General features: G+C 71.6%; 15 protein-coding genes. 10 read left to right on the top strand and 5 right to left on the bottom strand.

What is annotated here, in order from left to right; translation table 11 throughout:
• Positions 1-137: 137 nt before the first annotated feature.
• Both ABFY20_RS15260 and ABFY20_RS15255 read left to right on the top strand, forming a co-directional pair.
• Positions 138-4,265, top strand: coding sequence for a Pls/PosA family non-ribosomal peptide synthetase (locus ABFY20_RS15260; protein WP_368497087.1), 4,128 nt, complete (start codon positions 138-140; stop codon positions 4,263-4,265).
• A gap of 34 nt (positions 4,266-4,299) precedes the next feature.
• Complete coding sequence (locus ABFY20_RS15255) at positions 4,300-5,637, top strand: M1 family metallopeptidase (RefSeq protein ID WP_368497086.1); 1,338 nt, start codon at positions 4,300-4,302, stop codon at positions 5,635-5,637.
• 130 nt (positions 5,638-5,767) lie between these two features.
• Here ABFY20_RS15255 and ABFY20_RS15250 read toward each other — a convergent pair whose 3' ends face one another.
• A complete protein-coding gene (locus tag ABFY20_RS15250; protein ID WP_368497085.1) occupies positions 5,768-6,439 on the bottom strand; it encodes a 4'-phosphopantetheinyl transferase superfamily protein in 672 nt (223 codons plus the stop codon).
• A 127-nt stretch (positions 6,440-6,566) separates the two neighbouring features.
• Here ABFY20_RS15250 and ABFY20_RS15245 point away from each other — a divergent pair, with 127 nt between their 5' ends.
• Complete coding sequence (locus ABFY20_RS15245; RefSeq protein ID WP_368497084.1) at positions 6,567-6,887, top strand: putative quinol monooxygenase; 321 nt, start codon at positions 6,567-6,569, stop codon at positions 6,885-6,887.
• 64 nt (positions 6,888-6,951) lie between these two features.
• Positions 6,952-9,114 carry a cell wall-binding repeat-containing protein gene (locus tag ABFY20_RS15240; RefSeq protein ID WP_368497083.1) on the top strand — a complete coding sequence of 721 codons (2,163 nt, stop codon included), beginning with the start codon at positions 6,952-6,954 and terminating at the stop codon, positions 9,112-9,114.
• A 143-nt stretch (positions 9,115-9,257) separates the two neighbouring features.
• On the opposite strand, the gene ABFY20_RS15235 is transcribed toward ABFY20_RS15240, so the two are convergent.
• Positions 9,258-10,394 carry an LLM class flavin-dependent oxidoreductase gene (locus ABFY20_RS15235; protein ID WP_368497082.1) on the bottom strand — a complete coding sequence of 379 codons (1,137 nt, stop codon included), beginning with the start codon at positions 10,392-10,394 and terminating at the stop codon, positions 9,258-9,260.
• A 91-nt stretch (positions 10,395-10,485) separates the two neighbouring features.
• On the opposite strand from ABFY20_RS15235, the gene ABFY20_RS15230 reads away from it, so the two are divergent.
• Both ABFY20_RS15230 and ABFY20_RS15225 read left to right on the top strand, forming a co-directional pair.
• The gene (locus ABFY20_RS15230) at positions 10,486-14,241 is read left to right on the top strand and encodes an AAA family ATPase (RefSeq protein WP_368497081.1); all 3,756 of its coding nucleotides are present in this window, start codon (positions 10,486-10,488) and stop codon (positions 14,239-14,241) included.
• Positions 14,242-14,388: 147 nt separating this feature from the next.
• Positions 14,389-14,610 carry a hypothetical protein gene (locus tag ABFY20_RS15225; protein WP_368497080.1) on the top strand — a complete coding sequence of 74 codons (222 nt, stop codon included), beginning with the start codon at positions 14,389-14,391 and terminating at the stop codon, positions 14,608-14,610.
• 86 nt (positions 14,611-14,696) lie between these two features.
• Here ABFY20_RS15225 and mscL read toward each other — a convergent pair whose 3' ends face one another.
• The 3 genes from mscL to ABFY20_RS15210 are packed head-to-tail and all read right to left on the bottom strand — an operon-like array spanning position 14,697 to position 16,133.
• Positions 14,697-15,155 (bottom strand): large conductance mechanosensitive channel protein MscL, encoded by a 459-nt coding sequence (gene mscL, locus ABFY20_RS15220; protein WP_368497079.1) that lies wholly within the window; start codon positions 15,153-15,155, stop codon positions 14,697-14,699.
• Between the two features lie 9 nt (positions 15,156-15,164).
• On the bottom strand, positions 15,165-15,524 hold the full coding sequence (locus tag ABFY20_RS15215) for an FmdB family zinc ribbon protein (RefSeq protein ID WP_368497078.1): 360 nt from the start codon (positions 15,522-15,524) through the stop codon (positions 15,165-15,167).
• A 21-nt stretch (positions 15,525-15,545) separates the two neighbouring features.
• A complete protein-coding gene (locus ABFY20_RS15210; RefSeq protein WP_368497077.1) occupies positions 15,546-16,133 on the bottom strand; it encodes a 5-formyltetrahydrofolate cyclo-ligase in 588 nt (195 codons plus the stop codon).
• A gap of 93 nt (positions 16,134-16,226) precedes the next feature.
• Between ABFY20_RS15210 and galU the strand changes: the two genes are divergently transcribed.
• The 4 genes from galU (at position 16,227) to ABFY20_RS15190 (ending at position 21,605) form a co-directional block, all read left to right on the top strand.
• Positions 16,227-17,117, top strand: coding sequence for a UTP--glucose-1-phosphate uridylyltransferase GalU (gene galU / locus ABFY20_RS15205; protein WP_368497076.1), 891 nt, complete (start codon positions 16,227-16,229; stop codon positions 17,115-17,117).
• A 48-nt stretch (positions 17,118-17,165) separates the two neighbouring features.
• Positions 17,166-17,819: a GNAT family N-acetyltransferase gene (locus ABFY20_RS15200; RefSeq protein ID WP_368497075.1), complete on the top strand. Its 654-nt coding sequence runs from the start codon at positions 17,166-17,168 to the stop codon at positions 17,817-17,819.
• A 90-nt stretch (positions 17,820-17,909) separates the two neighbouring features.
• The gene (locus ABFY20_RS15195) at positions 17,910-20,480 is read left to right on the top strand and encodes a LuxR C-terminal-related transcriptional regulator (protein ID WP_368497074.1); all 2,571 of its coding nucleotides are present in this window, start codon (positions 17,910-17,912) and stop codon (positions 20,478-20,480) included.
• A gap of 75 nt (positions 20,481-20,555) precedes the next feature.
• Positions 20,556-21,605 (top strand): hypothetical protein, encoded by a 1,050-nt coding sequence (locus tag ABFY20_RS15190; protein WP_368497073.1) that lies wholly within the window; start codon positions 20,556-20,558, stop codon positions 21,603-21,605.
• The last annotated feature ends 86 nt before the right edge of the window (positions 21,606-21,691 follow it).

The following is a 21,691-nucleotide window of genomic DNA, read 5'->3' as shown; positions in this document are numbered from 1 at the left end:
CCCCCACGGTAGCAGAACAGTCGTTCTGCTCGGTCGCCCACCCCATCCGTTCACCTCCGTGTCACCTGCGCTCAGTAGCTTGTGCGGCGCGTACGGTGGTCGAACGAACTCGCCGGCCGAAGTGAGAGGTTCACCGGGTGACTGACGACGCCGATCCGCAGAACGTGCTCGACGCCGGAGACCGCGCCGCGCCGGCCCGCACGCTGATCGACATCGTGATGAGCGCCGCCGCCGACCACCCGGATGCGCTCGCCCTCGACTCGCCCGAGGGCGCGGTGAGCTACCGCCGACTGGTGCGACTGCTGAACGCGCAGGCCGCGGCGCTCACCCTCGCGGGCGTGCGCCGGGGAGACAAGGTGGGAATCCGCATCCCGTCGGGCACCCGCGAGCTGTACGTCTCCATCCTCGCCGTGCTCACCGTCGGCGCCGCCTACGTGCCCGTCGACGCCGACGACCCCGAGGAGCGGGCACGCCTGGTGTTCGGCGAGGCCCGCGTCGTCGGCGTCATCGGCGCCGGCGGCGTCTTCGCCGCGGGCAACCCCGCTTCGGCACCCGATGGTGCGGGCGCGCGCCCCGCCTCGGCCGCTGACGGCACCGATGTGGGGGAGCACCCGGCCCCCACCCCGCTCGACCCGGCCGCCGCATCCGCCGCCGTCGACCCCGCCGTGGCGCTCGCCGCACGCGAGCTCCCGCTCGGTGCCCCGCCCACCCTCGCCACGCCCACCGGCACCGTGCCGGCGCTCGGTACCCCGACGCCCGACGACGACGCGTGGGTGATCTTCACCTCGGGGTCGACCGGGGTGCCCAAGGGCGTCGCCGTCACCCACCGCTCGGCAGCCGCGTTCGTCGACGCCGAGGCGCGTCTGTTCCTGCAGCGCGAGCCGATCGGCCCCGGAGACCGGGTGCTGGCGGGCCTCTCGGTCGCCTTCGACGCCTCCTGCGAGGAGATGTGGCTCGCCTGGCGCCACGGCGCCTGCCTCGTTCCTGCCCCGCGTTCGCTCGTGCGCTCGGGTGTCGACCTCGGTCCCTGGCTCATCGCCCACGGCATCACGATCGTCTCGACGGTGCCCACCCTCGCCGCCCTGTGGCCCGAGGAGGCCCTCGAGTCGGTGCGCCTCGTCATCTTCGGCGGCGAGGCCTGCCCGCCCGAGCTCGTGGCCCGCATCGTCGCCCGCGGCCGCGAGGTGTGGAACACCTACGGCCCCACCGAAGCCACCGTCGTCGCCTGCGGCGCCCTGCTCGACCACGGCCCGGTACGCATCGGTCTGCCCCTCGACGGGTGGCGCCTCGCCGTCGTCGACGCCAGGGGCCACCGTGTCGCCGAGGGTGAGGTGGGCGAGCTCATCATCGGGGGAGTGGGCCTCGCCCGCTACCTCGACCCGGCGAAGGACGCCGAGAAGTACGCCCCGTTCCCCACGCTCGGCTGGCAGCGCGCCTACCGAAGCGGCGACCTCGTGCGCTACGAGCGTGCCGGGCTCGTCTTCGTGGGTCGCGCCGACGACCAGGTGAAGCTCGGTGGTCGTCGCATCGAACTGGGTGAGGTCGACGCCGCGCTCCAAGGGCTTCCCGGCGTGGCGGGTGCGGCGGCGGTGGTCAAGACGACGGCTGCCGGCAACCAGATCCTGGTGGGCTACCTCGCCCTCGCCGACGGAGCCGAATTCGACCGTGACGCCGCGAACTCCCGCCTGCGCGAGGAGCTTCCGGCAGCTCTGGTTCCCCTGCTCGCCGTCGTCGACTCCCTTCCCACCCGCACCTCGGGCAAGGTCGACCGCGCGGCGCTGCCCTGGCCCCTGCCCGGGGCGGGCGGCGGCACCGACGGTGCCGAGAGCCTCGGCCTCACCCCGACCGCGGCCTGGCTGGCAGGCCACTGGTCGGCGATCCTCGGCACCCCGGTCGAGAGCCCCGACGACGACTTCTTCGCCCAGGGCGGCGGCTCGCTGTCGGCGGCTCAGCTGGTCTCCGCCATCCGGGAACGCTACGCAGACACCCGCGTCGCCGACATCTACGACCACCCGCGCATCGGCTCGCTCGCCGACGAGCTCGACGCCCGCGATCCCCAGGCCGCAGCGCAGGCGGAGGGTCGGGGCGAGGGCAGGGCGACGGATGCGCGCACCGGCACCTCCGCATCCGCCCCCGTCTTCCTCACCCCCGCCTCGAGCCGCCTTGCGCAGACCCTCCTCGGCATTCCCCTGCACGTGCTCGTCGGCCTGCGCTGGCTCGTCTACCTCGCCACCGCGAACAACCTTCTCGACGCGTTCACCGGCAGCAGCTTCGCCCCCACGCTCTCCTGGTGGTGGGTCGCCGCGGGCTTCGTGCTCTTCGTCACACCGCCGGGCAAGATGCTCGTCTCGGTGGTGTTCGCCCGCCTCCTCCTGGTGGGCGTGAAGCCGGGTGCCTACCCGCGCGGCGGCGGCGTGCATCTGCGCGTGTGGCTCGCCGAGCAGGTCGCGAACACCGTCGGGGCCGTCAGTCTCGCCGGGGCGCCGTGGATGGTCTACTACGCCCGCGCCCTGGGCGCCAAGATCGGCGACGGGGTCGACCTGCACACCCTTCCACCCGTGACGGGCATGCTCAGCATCGGCAGCCGCGCGGCGATCGAACCCGAGGTCGACCTGGCGGGCCACTGGCTCGACGGCGACACCTTCCACCTCGGCCACGTGCACGTGGGCGCCGACGCCACCGTCGGTTCCCGCAGCACGCTGCTCGGGGGCACGAACATCGGTCGCGGTGCCGAGGTCGAGCCCGGAGCATCCGTGTCGGGTCGCGTGCCGGCCGGCGAGCGCTGGGCCGGCTCGCCCGCCTCCAGGGTCGGCCAGGCCCGCCGCCCCTGGCCGTCGGTGCGGCCCGAGCCGGCCCGCCAGTGGCTCGTCGCCTACGCCCTCGGCTCGCTCGCCATGGCCGCGATGCCCGCGGTCGCCGTCATCGCGGGCGCGTTCGTGCTCGGCGCCGGCATCGGCGGCTCGACGTCGCTCGGCGAGGCGGCCGTGCGCGCCGCGCTCGTCCTCCCGCTCGCCGTCGTCGTGACGGGGTTCGTCTACGCCCTGCTCGTGCTCGGCGCCGTGCGCCTGCTCGGCATGGGCCTCCACGAGGGCTTCCACCCGGTGCGCAGCCGCATCGGGTGGAAGGTGTGGTCGACCGAGCGCATCCTCGACGCCGCGCGCACCCTCCTCTTCCCGATCTACTCGAGCCTGTTCACCCCGATCTGGCTCCGGATGCTCGGAGCCAAGGTGGGCAAGAACGTCGAGGCCTCGACGGTGCTGCTGCTGCCGGCGCTCACGACGATCGCGCCCGGCGCGTTCCTCGCCGACGACACCATGGTCGGCTCGTACGAGCTCGGCGGCGGCTGGTTGCACATCGCGCCGGCGAAGGTGGGCCGGCGCGCCTTCCTCGGCAACTCGGGCATGGCGGGCCCGGGCCGCACGGTGCCGCGCAACGGCCTCGTCGCGGTGCTCTCCTCGGCGCCGCGCAAGGGCAAGCGGGGGTCGTCGTGGCTCGGCAACCCCGCGGTGCGGCTGCGCCGCACGGTCACCGACTTCGACGAGGCGCGCACCTTCGAGCCGCCCACCCACCTCAAGGTGGCGCGGGCGGTGTGGGAGATCCTCCGCATCGTCCCCGTCGTCGTCACCGGGTGGGTGGCGCTCGGCATCCTCGCGGTGCTCGAGCTGCTCTGGATCGAACTCGGACTCGGCTGGGCCGTCCTCCTCTCCGGCGTCGTGATGCTCGCCGCGGGCGGGGTGGCCGCGCTCGTCACCACCGTGGCGAAATGGCTGCTGGTGGGGCGCATCCGGGCGGAGGAGCATCCGCTCTGGTCGTCGTTCGTCTGGCGCAACGAACTCGCCGACACCTTCGTCGAGACCGTCGCGCGGCCCTGGTTCGCGGCGAACGCGGGCGGAACCCCGGCGCTCGCCGTCTGGCTGCGAAGCCTCGGCGCCCGCGTCGGGCGCGGCGTCTGGTGCGAGTCGTACTGGCTGCCCGAAGCCGACCTCATCACCCTCGGCGACGGGTCGACGGTGAACCGCGGCTGTGTGGTGCAGACGCACCTGTTCCACGACCGCATCATGCAGCTCGACCGGGTGGCGATCGCCGAGGGTGCGACGCTCGGCCCGCACAGCGTCATCCTGCCTGCCGCCTCCATCGACCGGCTCGCGAGCGTGGGGCCGGGGTCGCTCGTGATGCGGGGGGAACGGGTGCCGAAGGGAACGGTGTGGGCGGGCAACCCGATATCACCGTGGGTGCTTCCCGTCGAGCCCCGAGTGAGATCCTGAGCGTGCGCGGCGTCGGGCGCGCGGAGTGGCAGACTTGAGCGCACCCATGGCCTCCCACCCCTCCACCTTCGGTGCGTCGACAGCCGGAGACGACTACCTTCCGACGAGCGGCAACGGCGGGTATTCGGTCGTGCGCTACGACCTCGACCTCGACTACCGGGTCGCCACGAACAGGCTCACGGCGACCGCCCTCATCACGGCTCGGGCGACGATGGACCTCACCCGGTTCAGCTTCGACTTCGCCGGGCTCAGCGTGGTGCGGGTGACCGTGAACGGCGTGCGCCCGCGCAAGATCGCCGAGACGGTGCGCAAGCTCGTGGTGACCGTCGACGAGGTCATCCTCGACGGCACCGAGTTCGTGGTGGAGGTGCGCTACCGCGGTGCGCCGCATCCGGTGCGCAGCGCCTGGGGCGAGGTGGGCTGGGAAGAGCTCGCCGACGGGGTGATCGTCGCCGGGCAGCCCTGCGGCGCCGCGTCGTGGTACCCGTGCAACGACCAGCCGGCCGACAAGGCGACCTACCGCATCACCATCACCTGCGAGGCGGCCTACACCGCCGTCTCGAACGGGCCGCTGGTGGCGCGGTCGACGCGCTCGGGGCGCACCTCGTGGACGTACGAGATGCGGCAGCCCATGGCGAGCTATCTCGCCACCGTGCAGATCGGGCGGTACCGGTCGCGGCGGCTCGCCGCCGAGCCCGTCGTGCAGACGGTGTTCCACCCCGGGCGGCTCGAACGCGAGGTGTCGATCGACTTCGCACCCGTTCCGCAGATGATGGCGGTGTTCTCCGAGTTGTTCGGGCCCTACCCGTTCGACGAGTACACGGTGGTGGTCACCGACGACGCGCTCGAGATCCCGCTCGAGGCTCAGGGGCTCGCCGTGTTCGGCAGCAACCACGTGAACGGGATGCACGGGGCCGACCGCCTCATCGCCCACGAGCTCGCGCATCAGTGGTTCGGCAACAGCCTCACGGTCGCGCGCTGGCGCGACATCTGGCTGCACGAGGGCTTCGCCTGCTACGCCGAGTGGCTGTGGGCGGAGTCGAGCGGGGGAGTGACCGCCGACGCGAACGCAGCCGTGCACCGGGCCGCGCTCGAGGCCCAGCCGCGCGACATCGTCATCGGAGACCCCGGCCCGCGCGCCATGTTCGACGACCGCGTCTACAAGCGCGGGGCGCTCGCGCTGCACGCCGTGCGGAGGGCCGTGGGCGACGAGGCGTTCTTCGAGGGGCTGCGGGCGTACGTCGCCGAGTGCACCCACGGGCTCGTCGCGCCCATCGACTTCGTCGAGATCATGGAGCAGCACTCCGGCGGCGTCGACGTGGGGTCGGTCGTCGACCGCTGGGTGGAGAAGCGCTCGCTGCCGAAGGGGTAGGGGCGCGGCGCACCGCCTGGCCGGTGCCGTTCGAACCACGGAGTTGCGGCGCGAAGGCGGGCCGTGCATCCGTCGTTCGGCTGCGGGTGGGATCGCATCGTTTCGCGCGGCGCAGACGCGGGCGGTGCGGTCAGAGCAGGGTGATGCGGATGCTCGGGGTCGGGGCGCAGAGGAGGGCCAGCGTTGCGATGAGATCGGCGGGGGTCGGGGTGGGGAGGCCGATCACGGTCGTGGTTGACGGAGCGACGCCCGGAACCGAACTGCGCGCCAGGCGGACGGCGGTCGTCGTGGAGCCCGGGTCGACGGGGGCTGAGGGGGCCGCGAAGTCGAGGGTGAGGAGGCGGGGGTCGGTGAGGAGGCCGGTGCGGTGGGCTTTGAGGATTGCTTCCTTGGCTGTCCAGGCGGTGACGCGCATCCGGTCGGCGGTGTGTCGGGGGAGGGCGGCGAGGGCGCGGATCTCGTCATCGGTGAAGGCGACGTCGTCGAAGGGGGCGGCGCCGGCGGCGGCGAGCGACTCCAGGTCGACACCGACGGGCGCGGCCGTGGTCGCCGCGAGGGCGACCCAGCCGCCGGTGCGGCTCAGGCTCACGTGCACGAGGGATGCCGCGGTCTCGGCTGCGGCTGCCACCCGAAGCGGGCCGTGGTCGGGGGAGTCGCAGCGGGGGCAGCGCTGCTCGAGGCGCGTCATCGTGGTCTCGGCGCATCGCGCGGCGAGGTCGAGCAGCGCCGCGTGATCGGCCTGCCGATCGCCGCCGTCGGGGATGAAGGTCACCAGCACCTCGGGTGGCGGGGCGGCGGGCATGGGGCAATCGTACGCATCCGGCGCCCCGCGCCTGCGCGCAAGCTCGCATGCCCGCGGGCTCGCAGGCTCGCAGGCTCGCATGCCCGCGGGCTCGCCATCGTCTGATCGTCATACATAGAATGGGCGCATGTCCGACTCCGTCGTCGCCGTCGTCACCTTTCGTCCACTGCCCGGTCGTGGGCCCGAGGTGGTGGAGCTGCTCGCGCCGATCATCGCGGGGGTGCACGAGGAGCCCGGATGTCTGCTCTACGCGCTGAACGAAGCATCCGACGGCAGCTTCTGGTTCGTCGAGAAGTGGGCGACCGCCGCTGATGCCGAGCGTCACAGTCGCTCCAGCCCCGCACTGCCCGTGCTCGCGGAGCGGCTCAGCCCGTTGCTCGAGGGGGTGCCGGTGATCGTGCAGGGTGTCGCGCATCCGCTCGGCGATCCGGTCAAGGGTGCGCTCTGACGCGCCCCGGATGTTCACCCTCCCGCTCTGGACGGCACCTGTCGTCTGCGCGTAGCATCGCCGAATGAGCTCACGCGGCAGGATGCGCACCACGGCCTCGGCAGGAGTCGCCGCGGCGGCGCTCCTCGCCTCCCTCCTCTCCGGGCCGGGCGCCGCGTTCGCGGCGGGTTCCGCGCCCACGCCGCCCCCTGCGCCCGCCGCCACGGCCGAGCCGTCGCCGGCCACCGCCCCCGAGCCGCCGACATCCGCCGCCCCCGCGACCGACACCGCCGAGGCCGATGCCCCTACTGGCGACGTGCCCACGCCCGCGACCGAAGCGCCCACCACTGACGCGCCCGCTCCGGCGACCGAAGCGCCCACCACTGACGCGCCCACCCCTGCGACCGGCGCGCCCACCACCGACGCGCCCGCTCCTGCGACCGACGCGCCCACCACTGACGCGCCCACCCCTGCGACCGGCGCGCCCACCGGCGCGCCCGCAGCCGATACCCCCACCCCCCGGGACGACGCGCCTGGCCCCGCCATCGACGCGCAGGCCCCCGAGCCGACCGCCGAGCCCACCCCCGAGCCGCGCTCTAGCGACGAGTTCCCTGGCGACCTCTCGCCGCTCGCGTCGTTCTCGACGCAGAGCTTCACCGCGAGCGACATCGTCTCCGACCGGCACATGTTCACGGGTGGCGAGCTGTCGGCCGCCGAGGTGCAGGCCTTCCTGCAGCAGCAGGTGCCCACCTGCCGCGACGGCTACACCTGCCTCAAGGACTACCGCGTCACCACGACCACCATCGCCAAGAGCGACGAGTGCAAGGCCTACCAAGGAGCCTCGAACGAGTCGGCGGCGACCATCATCTCCAAGGTCGGCGTCGCGTGCGGGGTGAGCGAGAAGGCGCTGCTCACGCTCATCCAGAAGGAGTCGCAGCTGGTCGAAGACGACTGGCCCGTGAAGAAGCAGTACGACCAGGCGACGGGTTTCGACTGCCCCGACAGCGCACCCTGCAACCCCGACTACGCCGGATTCTTCAAGCAGGTCTACTGGGCCGCCTGGCAGCTCGAGAACTACCGCATCAAGCCCGACCAGGCGCAGTACCGCGTCGGCCAGACCGCACCCGTGCTCTTCTTCCCGGGGAAGGCCGGCGACACGTGCAACCCGACGAGCGCGCTCAACCTCACCTTCCGCACCGCCGCCACCGCCGCGCTCTACAACTACACGCCCTACCAGCCGAACGCCGCGGCCCTCGCGCCCGGCGACGGCGACGCCTGCTCGAGCTTCGGCAACCTCAACTTCTGGGGCATCTACACCGACTGGTTCGGCTACGCCCAGGTCGACGTCGACCGCGTGAGCGGCGCCGACCGCTACTCGGGCGCCGTCGCCATCGCGAAGGCCGCGTACCCGGGCACCGCCCCCGTCGTCTACGTCGCGAGCGGTCAGAACTACCCCGACGCCCTCTCGGCCGGCCCCGCCGCCGCAGCGGGTGGCGGACCGCTCCTGCTCACCGACCCCGCCTCCCTCCCGCAGTCGGTCGCCGACGCCATCAGGGTGCTGGCGCCGAAGCGCATCGTGGTGGTGGGCGGCACCAACTCGGTCTCGGATGCGGTGAAGACCCGCCTCGCCGGTCTCGTCCCCGGCGTGAAGGTCGATCGCCTCGGCGGCGCGAGCCGCTACGCCACCTCGCTGCTGCTCGTGAAGGACGCGTTCAAGACGGGCGCATCCGGGGCCTACCTCGCCACCGGCGCGAACTTCCCCGACGCCTTGAGCGCGGGTGGCGCGGCGGGCTCGAAGTCGCAGCCCGTGGTGCTCGTCGACGGATCGGCCGGCTCCCTCGACGCCTCGACGACGGATGCGCTCCGCGGCCTCGGCGTCTCATCCCTCACCATCGTTGGCGGTGTCAACTCCGTGAGCACGGGTGTGGAGAACTCGGCGAAGGCGATCACTCCTGGAAAAGTCACCCGAGCATCCGGTGCCGACCGCTACGCGACCTCGCGCGCGGTGAACGCCGCCGCCTACACCTCGAGCGATCGGGCGTTCCTCGCCACGGGCGCGAACTTCCCCGACGCCCTCGCCGGCTCCGCCTGGGCGGGCGCGGCGAAGGCGCCCCTCTGGGTGGTGCCCGGCACCTGCGTGCCCACCGAGGTGCGCACCTCGCTGAAGCCCCTCGGAGTCGTGAACGTCACCCTCCTCGGCGGCCCCAACTCCCTGGCCCCGGCCGTCGAGTCCCTCAGCCCGTGCTGACGGGGGGCCTTCCCGACCCTCGGGTTTCGCCCCCACCCCACGTTCTCGCGGACAAAGTCCGTGATAACTGACGTCTTCACGGACTTTGTCCGCGAGAAATCGGATGCGCGGGGGAGGTGGCGCGTGGGAGGGGTGGGCCGCGGCTACGCCGCGGCGCCGGTGGGGGCGGCAGCCGCCGCCCCCACCTCCACAGCGAGCTCGGGGAACTCGGGGGCGAGCAGCTCGAGGGCGCGCGAGCGCGCCGGGGTGCGGTCGAGCGGGTCGGCGTCGCGGACGCCCGCGACGGGGGAGAGCATGACCTCGTCGACCCCGTAGCGCGAGGCGGCCGAGCGGATGCGCGCCGCCACCTCGTCGGGCGTGCCCACGAGCCAGCGTTGCGCCTGCTCCTGCACCGACTGCTCCTCCATCGGCGACAGGGCGGTGGCCTGCGCCTCCTCGATGGTGAGCTGGGCGGCGAGCGCGCCGCCGGTGCGCAGCCGCGCCATGGTGATGAGCTGGGGGAGTGCCTGCGCGTACGCCTCGGAGGCCGTCGGCGCCACCGAGGTGTTCAGGGTGAGGAACGTCTTCGGCGCCTCGAGCGTCAGCGACGGCTGGAACCGCTCGCGGTAGAGCGCGAGCGCCTCGTCGAGCCCGGGCTGCCCGAAGTGGTTCGCGAACACGAACGGCATGCCGAGCGAGGCCGCGAGCGTGGCGCTGAAGTTGCTCGACCCGAGCAGCCACATCTCGGGGGCGCTGGCGACCACGGGCGTCGCCTTCAACTCGTACGACCGACCCCGGATGTTGAGCCCGACCCCCGGCTGCTCGTCACCCCCGAAACCGTCGCCGACCCCCCGATCCGACCCGAGCAGTGCCGCCACCGTCTCCACGTCGGTCGGGAACGTCGCCGCCGGGTCGGAGTCGGTCGTCGACCGCTGCCCGCGCAGCATGTAGGAGGTCACCGGGTCTGACCCGGGCGCACGTCCGAGCCCCAGGTCGATGCGCCCCGGGTGCATCGCTTCGAGCAGCGCGAACTGCTCGGCGATCGACAGCGGCGCGTGGTTCGGCAGCATCACCCCGCCCGACCCGAGGCGGATGCGCGAGGTCTGCGCCGCGAAGTGCGCGATGAGCGTCGACGGCGAGGTGGAGGCGACGGCGGGCATGTTGTGGTGCTCCGCCACCCAGTAGCGGGTGAAGCCGAGTCGCTCGGCGGTGCGCACGAGCTCGAGGCTCGCCGCGATGGCGTCGCCTGAGCTCTGACGGCTGCGGACGGGGATGAGGTCGAGAACGGAGAGTCGCGTCATGGCTCTCTTCTCAGCCACCGCATCCGTCGCTTTATTCCGAAACTCGCGCGGATTGCCGGGCTTTTCCGCCACCCGCACGTACGGTAGCGGTGTGTGGCGCGCCGATAAGAAACGAGAAGCAGACGATTCGACGTCTGCCGCCGACTCCGTCGAGTCGGCGTGGGGTCGGAACGGTCAGGCCGCGGAGGGTTCGCAGCTCGGTCAGGTGTACACGACCGAGAGCCTCGTCGAGCCCACCCGTGAGCGCTGGCGGGAGGAGATCGCGGCGCTCGGAGGCGAGTCGCCGCTGTTGCACTTCGACGATTCGCCCAGGTCGCGCATCGAGCTGAGCACCACGCATCCCGGTGGTCTCGCGCAGTTCATCACGGGCAACACGACGCTCTTGTCGAGCCTCATCCGCGACGAGCTCGCGCTCCGCAACGCCCGCATCGCCGCCGGCGCCATCACCGACAAGGGTGTCGAGCTACGGTCGGTGCGCGGCATCGACTCGGTGCAGCTCGCGATCGGCCTCGCCGAGTGGCGGGTCGAGGAGCAGCAGTTCCGCGCCCCCGTGCTCCTGCGCCCCATCTCGGTGCGCCGCTACGGCCGCGACTTCGAGCTGAAGCTGCGCGGCGTGCCGTTCGTCAACCCGGTGCTCGCCGCCGTGCTGCAGGAGCAGTTCCAGATCACCGTCGACCGCGAGAGCCTCGTCGCCCTGGCGCAGCAGAACGGCGTGTTCAAGCCGCAGCCCGTCATCGACCGGCTGCGCAGCCTCACCTCGCACCTGCCCTGGTTCCAGGTGCAGCCGCGGCTCGTGGTCTCCAGCTTCGCCGATGTCGCCAGCGGCATGCTCGCCGACAGTGCCGAGCTCGCGCATCCGGTTCTCGACGCCCTCGCCGGCAACCTCACCAGCCGCCGTGCGGTGCAGGATGCGTACCGCCCCGTCGAGCCGTCGCCGCAAGACAAGCGCGCCCCCAGCACCGACACCCTGCTGCTCGACGCCGACAGCGAGCAGGAGAACGTGATCGCGCAGATCGCGGGCGGCAACTCGCTGGTCGTGAAGACGCTTCCGGGTACCGGTGGCACGCAGACCATCGTGAACGCCATCGGCGCCCTGGTGGCGCAGAACAAGCGCGTGCTCGTGGTGAGCCCGCGGCGCCTCAGCCTGAGCGGCATCGACCGCCGGCTGTCGGATGTGGGTCTCCCCGGTGTGGCGGTGTCGCCGCGCACGCTGCGGCGCGACCTCATCCAGTCGATCGGCCGCAACGAGAAGGCGAAGCAGCCGCAGGTGGCCGATGTCGACGACGCCCTGGTGCGCCTGCGCACGGTGCTGCTCGACTACCGCGCCTCGATGTCGCGGGTCGACCCCACCCTCAAGGTGTCGGTGCTCGACGCCCTGCGCGAGCTCGCGCGCCTCGCGCTGCTGCCGAACCCGCCGGCCACCACGGCGCGGCTCGACCGCAGCGCCCTCGAGTCGCTCGCCTCGGGCCGGTCGAAGGCTGCCAAGACGCTCAGCCGCGCCGCCGAGCTCGGCCAGTTCCGCTACGGGCCCGACGACTCGCCGTGGTACGGCGCCCAGTTCTCCTCGAGCGACGACGCCCAGCGCGCCCACCAGCTCGCCAAGCGACTCGACCGCACCGACCTCCCCAAGCTGCTGAGCGGCGCCTACGAGCTCATCGGGCAGACCCGCATGCGCCCGTTCACCTCGCTCGCCGAGCTAGGCACCTACCTGCGCCTCCTCGCCGACCTGCGCGAGACGCTCGACAAGTTCCTCCCGGTCGTCTTCGACCGCTCGCTCACCGATCTCATCGCTGCCACCTCACCGCGCCGCGACGCCCCGCAGATGTCGTCGACCTCGCGCCGACGCCTGAAGTCGCTGGCGAAGGAGTACGTGCGCCCCGGCGTGCACATAGGCGACATCAACGAGTCGCTGCGCCGCATCCAGCAGCAGCGCACGCTCTGGTACCGCTTCGCGGCAGCGGGCATCCCGCCCGAGATCCCCGTCGGCATCAACGAGGTGCAGATGGCGTTCCAGCGCGTCACCGAAGACCTCGCGCAGCTCGACCTGCCGCTCGGCAACGTCGGCACCGCGCGCCAGCTCTCGACGCTGCCGATCGACCAGCTCATCGGCATGGTGGAGGGGCTCGCCGCCGACTCCGAGGTACTCGCGAACCTGCAGGAGCGCACCGCCCTGCTCGACTCGCTGCACGAGCACGCCCTCGACCCGCTGCTCATCGACCTGTCGAACCGGCACGTGCCCGAGACCGCCGTTCCCGACGAGCTCGAGCTCGCCTGGTGGCAATCGGTGCTCGAGCTCATGCTCGCCGGCGACCGTGCGCTGCTCGGCGCGAACACGGGGGTGCTCGACCGGCTCGAAGGCGACTTCAGGCTGGTCGACGAGGCGCACGCCTCGATGAACGGGCAACTGCTGGCCTGGCAGCTGGCCGACACCTGGAGCGTCGGGCTGCTCGACCACCCCGAGGAGGCCGCCGCGCTCAAGCAGCTGCTGCGCTCCGACTCGGTCACCTCCGAGTCGCTGCACGCCGCCGCCCCGCACCTCGGCAAGGTGCTGGCGCCGGTGTGGCTGGCGTCGCCCTACGAGGTTCCGCGCATCACGGATGCGGTCACCTTCGACACGGTCGTGCTCGTCGACGCCGGGGCCACGACGCTCGCCGAGAACGTGGGCGCCATCCGTCGTGCCCGCCAGGTGGTGGCGTTCGGCGACCCCGTCACGCAGACCCCCTCGCACTTCGAGATAGCGATCAGGGCCGTCGACCAGCAGCGCACGCGCCCCGCATCCGACGCCGTCGTCGCCGAGGAGCTGCACACCGACTCGGCGCTGGCGCGCCTGGCCGACCTCGTGCCGACGCTGTCGCTCACCCGCAGCTACCGGGCCGGCGGTGAAGACCTCGCCGAACTCGTCAACCACCGCTTCTACGGCGGCAAGATCGACTCGCTGCCCTGGGCGGGAACCTTCCTCGGCCACGGGTCGCTGGCGCTGCACTACGTCGAGGGGCGCGGCGGCATGCCCGACTCCGAGACCGGAGCGGTCGAGTCGATCGACGCCGAGGTCGATGAGGTCGTCTCGCTCGTGCTCGACCAGGCCATCAACTACCCGCGCGAGTCGCTCATGGTCATCACGGCCTCGGCGAAGCACGCGGTGCGGGTGCAGCAGGCGGTGCTCGCCGCGTTCGCGAAGCGCAGCGACCTCGCCGACTTCATCCTGAAAGAGCGTGCCGAGCCGTTCATGGTGGCGACCCTCGAGCAGTCGGTGGCGCAGAGCCGCGACCGCGTCATCTTCTCGGTCGGCTACGGCAAGACCACCCACGGGCGTGTGCTGTCGAACTTCGGCGGGCTCGCCCGCCCGGGGGGCGAGCGGCTGCTCGCGGTGGGCATGACCAGGGCGCGCCGCTCGATGGACATCGTGAGCTGCTTCACCCCCGCCGACATCGACGAAGACCGCATGAACTTCGGCGTCGTCGCGCTGCGCCAGATCCTGCAGGAGGCCGAGAACGGCCCCACGCCCGACACCTTCTCGTCACCCGGCGACGCGCTGCTCATCGACCTCGCACGGCGCCTCGGCGCCCGCGGGCTCGAGGTGGCCTTCGAGCACCGCGGCAAGCTCACGCTCGTTGCCTCGCACGACGGCCGCGCCATCGCCATCGAGACCGATGCGGTGGTGCACTCCACCTCGCTCCGCGAGTCGCTGCGCCTGCGCCCCGACATGCTGCGGCGCCTCGGCTGGCACTACCTGCGGGTGCACTCCTTCGAGCTGTTCGCGAACCCCGAGGCGGTGGCGGCACGCATCGCCGACGTGCTCGGCATCCGCGAGCTCTCCCTGGTCGAGACCGCCCCCATCTCCATCTGACCTCCTCGCGAGTCGTCCCACCTCCTCGCGAGTCGCCAATATCCGGCCCATCCGCGCCATTTCAGCCCGTATTCTGGCGAGTCGCGAGGAGGGCGGGCGCGGCGGGCGCGGGCGACCCCGCGAGGGTGGAGGGCGTAGGGTGCTGGGGTGCAGGTGAAGAAGACGGGTCGGCGGCGGGTGTCGACGGATGCGGTGGCCGGCAGCGACCCCACACCCCAGACCGCGCCCCCCGGCTCCACCACCGCACCCACCCGGGCCGCGGAAGACACCGACGAGGCCTGGGGTGCCGCACCGGCCGCCTCGCCTGCGCGAGCATCCGAGGGCCCGAACGACGACCGCCTCCGCCGCGACGTCCCCCCGCACTGGTAGAGGCCGCGAGAAAGCGCGAAGTGCCCCCTTCCAGGACGGGAGGGGGCACTTCGCGCTCTCTCGCGGCGGGAGACGCGCGCGGGGGCCTAGTGCTTGGGGGTGTGGGGCGTGGCGGGGGGCTCGCCGGCGGCCTCGGCGCGCTGGTCGGCGAGGAGGTCGCGGATCTGGATGAGCAGCTCGGTCTCGGTGGGCGGCAGCTCCTCGTTCTGCTCCTCGAGCGACTCCGCGGGAGTCTTCTTGAGCGAGAACGCGACCTTCTTCAAATGGTTGATGGGCACGACGAACACGAAGTACACCACGATCGCCACGAGCAGGAACTGGATGAGCGCGCCGAGCACGGCACCGAACTTGATCTCGGCGTCGCCGATGGTGACGGTCGCCACGTTGTCGAGGCTGTCGGCCTTGAACAGGGCGCCGATCAGCGGGTTGAACACGCTGTTCACGATGGCGTTCACGACCGCGGTGAAGGCGGCTCCGATGACGACTGCGACGGCCAGGTCGATGACGTTGCCGCGGAGGATGAACTCCTTGAATCCCTTGATCATGGCCCCAGCCTAGGGGGTGGGCTTCGTCGCGGCCTTGGGTGCTGCGGCGGGTGCCGAACCCGAGGACGAGCTCGACGAGGAGCCCTTGTCGCCCCCGCCCGAGCTCGACGAGGACGAGGACGAGCTCGACGACGAGGAGTCGGACCCCGACCCCGACGACCCTGATGACCCGGACCCCGATGACCCCGACCCGCTGCGCGAATCGGTGCGGTAGAACCCCGACCCGTTGAACGTCACGCCCACCGGGCTGAACACCTTGCGCAGCTTGCCGCCGCACACCGGGCAGACCGTGAGCGAGTCGTCGGTGAAGGACTGCTGGATGTCGAACGCATTGTCGCACTCGGTGCAACGGTAGGAGTAGGTGGGCACGAGGCTCGATTCTACCGGCGACTACCGACGCTCGAAGCGCAGGATGCGCGTCGGCGTGACGATGCCGTCGACCGGCGCGTCGTGCACCTCCCGCGGCACCTCGTCGAGCACCTCGTCGTCGAAGACGACCGCGTACACCGGGGGGCACTTCTCCATCGATCCGAGGGTGCGGTCGTAGTAGCCGCGCCCCCACCCCATGCGCGTGCCGGCGACATCGACGGCGGACGCCGGGATGACGATGAGGTCGGCGTCGTTGATGGCGATCGGCCCGAGGATGCCGCCCACCGGTTCCGGCATGCCGTACAGCCCCTCGGTCTCGGTCTCGCCGTCGCCCTCGGCCCAGTCGAGCAGGCCGTCCTGCCGGGCGATGGGCAGCAGGATGCGCCGGCCGTCGGCGAGCGCCCAGTTGAGGAAGGGCCGCGTGTCGGGCTCGAAGGAGTTCGAGAGGTACGCAGCGATGGTGCGCGCCCCGGTCTCCAGAGCGAGCTCGGTGAGTCGGGCCGTGAAGCCCTCGTTGGCGGTGTCGACCTGGTGCGCAGGCCTCGTGCGGCGGCGCTCACGCAGCTCGGCGCGCAGCGCCCTTTTGTCGAGAGTCGCATCCTCAGCCATGGTGGCCAGTGTAGATCGCACAGTGTGTCGCGGGTGTTTCGGCGTACCGGTCGCGCGCATCCGCTCGACTCCGATCCCCGATACGCTTTCCCCATGGGGACACCTCTGACGAAAGCAGTTATTCCGGCGGCCGGACTGGGCACGCGCTTCCTCCCGGCCACGAAGGCCATGCCGAAGGAGATGCTCCCGGTCGTCGACAAACCGGCGATCCAGTACGTGGTCGAGGAGGCCGTCGACGCCGGCCTCAACGACGTGCTCGTCGTCACCGGCCGCAACAAGGCCGCCATCGAGAACCACTTCGACCGGGTCTACGAGCTCGAGTCGACGCTCGAGCAGAAGGGCAAGGGCGACATGCTCCGGGTGGTCAACGAGTCGACCGCCCTCGCCGAGATGCACTACGTGCGTCAGGGCGACCCGCTCGGCCTCGGCCACGCCGTGCTGCGCTCGAAGATGCACGTCGGGCACGAGCCGTTCGCCGTGCTGCTCGGCGACGACATCATCGACGCTCGCGACCCGCTGCTGAAGCGGATGCTCGAGGTGCAGTCGGCCCGCAGCGCCACCGTCATCGCACTGATGGAGGTCGACCCCTCGATGACCCACCTCTACGGTGTCGCCTCGGTCGAGTCGACCGACGAAGACGACGTGGTGAAGGTCACCGGCCTCGTCGAGAAGCCCGAGGCGGGCACCGCCCCCTCGAACCTCGCCGTCATCGGGCGGTACGTGCTGATGCCCGAGGTGTTCGACATCCTCGAGAACACCCCTCCCGGAAAGGGCGGGGAGATCCAGCTGACGGATGCGCTGCTCACCCTCGCCGACGACGACACGATCGCAGGCGGTGTCTACGGCGTCGTCTTCGGCGGCCGCCGCTACGACACCGGCGACAAGCTCGACTACATCAAGGCCATCGTGCAGCTCGCGAGCGACCGCAAAGACCTCGGTCCGTCGCTGCGGCCGTGGCTGCAGGAGTTCGTGAGCGGACTGTAGCTCGGCGTCGCGGCGGCGCCCCCGACTAGGCGGTAGTGTTCGACCACCATGTTCGTCCCCACTCTCTCCGAGGGCCCGATCGCGATCAGGCCCATCCGCGTGCGCGACGCGAAACCACTCGAGCGTGAGCTCATCGAGAACCGCTCGTGGCTGCGCAAGTGGGAGGCGACCAATCCCGGCGGACCGATGTCGTTCGACACGCGGGCGAGCATCCGTTCGTTGCAGTCGAACGCGCGGGCGGGGCTCGGGCTGCCGTTCATCCTGGAGTACGAGGGTGAGCTCGCCGGGCAGTTGAACGTGTCGTCGATCAGCTACGGCTCGGTCGCCTCGGCGTCGATCGGGTACTGGGTGTCGGAGCGATTCGCCGGCAGGAACATCACCCCCGTGGGGGTGGCGCTCGCCACGGACTACTGCTTCTACTCGGTGGGGCTGCACCGCATCGAGATCTGCATCAGGCCCGAGAACGGGCCGAGCCTTCGGGTCGTGGAGAAGCTGGGGTTCCGGTACGAGGGCCTGCGGCGACGCTACATCCACATCAACGGCGACTGGCGCGACCACTTCTGCTTCGCGCTCGTGCGCGAGGAGCTGCCCTCTGGTGTGCTCCGCCGGTGGCAGGAGGGACGCATCCCCTCCGGCGCCGGCACCGTCCCCGAGACCGATCGCACCGCCGCCACCCACCCCCTCCCCACCCCCGCCCGCTGACCCATGCACCTGGTCGCGCGGGCGCCGGCCGCCGCGCTTCCTCGCGCGCACCCTTTACAGCGCACGCGTCCCGGCCGCACAATCGGGTCTGTGAAGGGCGAACGTGCGTACTCCGAGCCGTTCCTGGGCCGAGCCGACGAGTTCGCCCACGCGTCTGCCTGTCTCGCAGCCGGCACCGGCCTGATCATCGTCGGCGCCGAGGGATCGGGGCGCACACGATTCGCACGAGAGCTCGGGGCCCAAGCCGGTACCGAGCTGCGTGCCCGGCTCCGGGTGGGCGACGACCTGGCCCTGTTCAGCGATGACGACCTCGGGCGATGGGCGGCAGCGGTGCGGTCGGGGAGCATTCTGCCCATCGCCACCGCGCCGGCGTTCCACAGCCAGCCCGTCATCGACGATCTCGTGCGGCGCGGGCGGGTGAGATCGATCGTGCTGGGGGCTCTCACGGCGCGCGAGCTCCACGCGATCGTCGAGCACGACCTCGGAGCACCGGTCCATCCGGGTAGCCTGCCCGAGCTCGTGCCGGCTCGTGGGGGAGACGACATCGTCTCGCTCCGCGAGACCGTCGCCGAGGCGACGAGGACGGGCGCCCTCGTCCTTCGCGACGGCTTCTTCGTCATCGCCGACCAGGGCATCCGTGCCGAGTCGGCCAGGAGCCGAGCCTTCAGTCGAGCGGGCTCCGATGTGCGGCTCGAGGTGGCCGAAGCCGAGGACATCCTTGACCTCCTTGCTCTGGCGCCAGGGCTGGAGCTGACGAACGCGCGGGCAGTCCTCGCCACCCTCGAGCGCTCGCCGGCAGACGTCGCCGCCGCCCTCGAACGCCTTGAGGCATCCGGCTACGTGGCCGTAGACCGGCACGCGTCGACCCTGCACCTCGCCGTCCGCGACGGTGTCGACGAGTTGCTGATCCCGCGCGGAATGGGCGTCTTTCGGCGATACCGTCTGGCGAACGCTTTGGCCGAGGCGTTGAGTCGCGTCGCGCCGGCCCGCCTGTCGGCGGCCGAGACGATCGCACTGGCCCGGCACGGAACCGATCTGGGGATCCCGGTGGCCGCCGAGGTTCTCGTCGCGGCTGCGCGCGCATCGCTGCGCACCCCGCGTATACAGGAGTCTCTGGCGTTCGCGTCTGCTGCCATCGACGCAGGAGGTGGATTCGAAGCCGAGCTCGCGCGGGCAGACGCCGAGGCTCAGGCGGGACGAGACGACGAGTCCCTGAAACGGCTGCTGCGGCTGCAGACCGACGAGGCCGATCACGAGAAGCGCGCGAGGGTTCTGCACTCGATGAGCGGCTACGCGAGAGACCGGAACCGACGGGTCGCCGAATCAGTCGATGGCGATTCCCTGGCGCAGCTGTCGATCAGTCCGCTTCGCCGCGATGTCCTCCGCGGTTTCCGGCATTACAACCTCGGCCGGGTGGTCGAGGCCGCCGCCCTCATCCGGCCCGCGCTCGCCGTGCTGACCGGGATGGAACGGGCCGAGGGGTACCTTCAGATCGGAGTGATGGATCTGATGCTCGGACACATCACGGATGCCGCTGCCGCCCTCGACGAGGCCGAGACCGCTTACCTGGCGGAAGGCGCTGACGCCTCGCATGTCCACTTCGTGAGGTCGAACGTCAACATCCTGAGGGGGAGAGCCGAGGAATCGCTCCTGGTCACCCGCGCGGCGCGGGAGCAGGCTGCCGTGTTCGGTCAGCCGGTTGCGCAGGCGTACTGCGGATGGGCCATCGGGACCCTGATCATGGCGTCGGGCTCTCTCGCGGAGGCGTCCAGGGAGTTGCGGACGTCCCTGGACATCCTTGACGTCGCCGGAGTCGAACGCATCGCGGAACTCGTCAAGCTCGACCTGGCCCTGTGTCTGGCGCAGGCCGGCGACGGGGAGGCCGCGCGAGAGGTGGGGTCTCGTTCGAGCGAAGACGACGACGGATCGGAGCTTGCGGTCAGCGGCAAGATCCTCGTGGTGGAGGGGTGGATGCATCTCGACGACGGCGACCGAGACCGCGCTCGAGCCAGCTTCCTTCAGGCGGCGGACGTCTATGCGCGCGGGGGTTTCCATCTGCCGAGCGTCGCGGCGCTGCTCGACGCCGCTCGGGTCGGCGGTGCGGCCGAACTCGCCGATCGCATCGCGACGTCGGCTGCCGGAATGGAGGGCGAGTACATCGTCATGGTGCGGTCGCTCTCCTCCGCCCTGGGTGCACTCGACGAGCTGAGCCGTTCCGGAAGGGACCGGGGATCCGACCTCGCTGCGCGGTTCGAAGCCGCAGGCGTCGCCGCGTCACGCATCGGACACCACGTCATCGCGGCTGAAGCGTTCGACTACGCGGCAGTCCTCTACGGGTCGGACGGGCTTCCGAGAGAGGCAGCCGCTGCTGCCCGGTCACGTGACGATCACCTCGCGGCCTGCGGTCTCGACCGAACGCCGTCGGGTGTGACAGCTCGATCGGCTCCGCTGTCGGGCCGGGAGATCGAGATCGCGAGACTAGCCGCCGATGGTGCGTCCAATCGGGAGATCGCCGAGAAGCTCGTGCTCTCCGTGCGCACGGTGGAGACCCACCTTCAGCGCGTCTACGCGAAGGTCGGCGTGCGGCGTCGATCCGACCTCGCCCGAGCGCTCCGCGGGGAGCTGCAGTCCACAGCGGAGAAGCGAACCCAGCGGGGCTGAAAGTTGCTCGGGGAACGGGCCGACACGCGCCCCTCATGCGGGGGCTTGTGGCGGTGGCGCCCCTACCGTAGACGCATGACAACGGAATGGCTCGGCGGAGGCCTCATCATCGCTCTCGCCGCCGTTCTGTGGCTGGTGTACCTGGTGCCGTCGTGGTTCCGCAGCCGGCAGTACCTCGCCACCGAGCGCAACGCGGTGCGCTTGCAGCAGACGCTGCGCATCCTCGCCGAGACGGCGGAGGTGCCCGAGGAGGTGCGCGTCGAGGCGAACGCCCGCAGCATCGCCGAGCAGGAGCGTCTGCTCAGGCACCGAGCCGCTCAGCGGGAGACCGAGGCCGTGCCGCCCGCCATCCGGGCCGCCGACCGGCTGCGCCGCTCCCGCGTCGTGACCGCTCTCGTGCTGGGTCTGAGTCTCGCCGTCGCCGCCCTCGGAGGTGTGCAGCTCGCCACGAACGGCACCTGGCTGCTGCTCGCGGCGGGCGGGTTCGTCGCTGCGATGTGCCTCGTCGGGCTCGTGAAGATGGCCAAGGCCGGCCGCCGCCTCAAGCTCCCGCTGCCTGAGCAGTTCGCCCGCCCCCTCGGCGTCGCGCACGCTCCCGTACACCTCGGTGCCTTCGACGAGACGGATGCGCGCGACACCCTCGCCGACGCCTCCCGCATCGTCGGCGACGGCACGGCTGCGCGGCAGAGCGACTCGACAGACGGCGGCTGGGTTCCCGTGGCGATGCCGCGGCCGCTCTATCTCGCGTCGTCGGGAATGACCCGGTTCGGGGCATCCGATGCGATTCTCGCTGAGCTCCCTGAAGACGAGAACGACGCCTTGGAGGCGGACGCGGAGGCCGAAGCCGGAGCCGCCCAGGCGGCCGAGGCTGAAGCCGAGCGCTCCGCCCAGGCCGAGCGCGCCGCGCACGAGGAGTCGCTCCGCCAGGCCGCCGCCGAGGCCGAGGCCGCCCTGCGCGAGCGGATGCGCGCCCAGCTCGAAACCGTCGCCGAACTCCAGCTCGCCGAGGAGCCCGCCGCTCCACCCGCAGCCCCGTCCCGCTTCGCCCGCATGGGCGTCATCGACGCCGACCCCGCCTCGACCCTCGACCTCGATGCGGTCTTGGCCCGGCGTCGCGCCGTCTGATCCGAGCACCTCCCGGCCCGCGAGCAAGCCGTCTGGCTCCGCCGGGGTTGGCGCCTCCCGTGCCCAGGCGTACGGTCGCCCGCAAG

This window comes from Herbiconiux sp. A18JL235, from assembly GCF_040939305.1.
GTDB lineage: Bacteria > Actinomycetota > Actinomycetes > Actinomycetales > Microbacteriaceae > Herbiconiux.
Note: the sequence above shows the minus strand (reverse complement) of the source record. Positions and strands in the feature narration are given on the sequence as shown.

Bases quoted from the DNA above. Each gene is read 5' to 3' on its own strand.
- ABFY20_RS15250 (WP_368497085.1), bottom strand. From the start codon at position 6,439: ATGCCCGCCGCCCCGCCACCCGAGGTGCTGGTGACCTTCATCCCCGAC.
- galU (WP_368497076.1), top strand. From the start codon at position 16,227: ATGGGGACACCTCTGACGAAAGCAGTTATTCCGGCGGCCGGACTGGGC.
- ABFY20_RS15210 (WP_368497077.1), bottom strand. From the start codon at position 16,133: ATGGCTGAGGATGCGACTCTCGACAAAAGGGCGCTGCGCGCCGAGCTG.
- mscL (WP_368497079.1), bottom strand. From the start codon at position 15,155: ATGATCAAGGGATTCAAGGAGTTCATCCTCCGCGGCAACGTCATCGAC.
- ABFY20_RS15240 (WP_368497083.1), top strand. From the start codon at position 6,952: ATGAGCTCACGCGGCAGGATGCGCACCACGGCCTCGGCAGGAGTCGCC.
- ABFY20_RS15235 (WP_368497082.1), bottom strand. From the start codon at position 10,394: ATGACGCGACTCTCCGTTCTCGACCTCATCCCCGTCCGCAGCCGTCAG.
- ABFY20_RS15245 (WP_368497084.1), top strand. From the start codon at position 6,567: ATGTCCGACTCCGTCGTCGCCGTCGTCACCTTTCGTCCACTGCCCGGT.
- ABFY20_RS15190 (WP_368497073.1), top strand. From the start codon at position 20,556: ATGACAACGGAATGGCTCGGCGGAGGCCTCATCATCGCTCTCGCCGCC.
- ABFY20_RS15200 (WP_368497075.1), top strand. From the start codon at position 17,166: ATGTTCGTCCCCACTCTCTCCGAGGGCCCGATCGCGATCAGGCCCATC.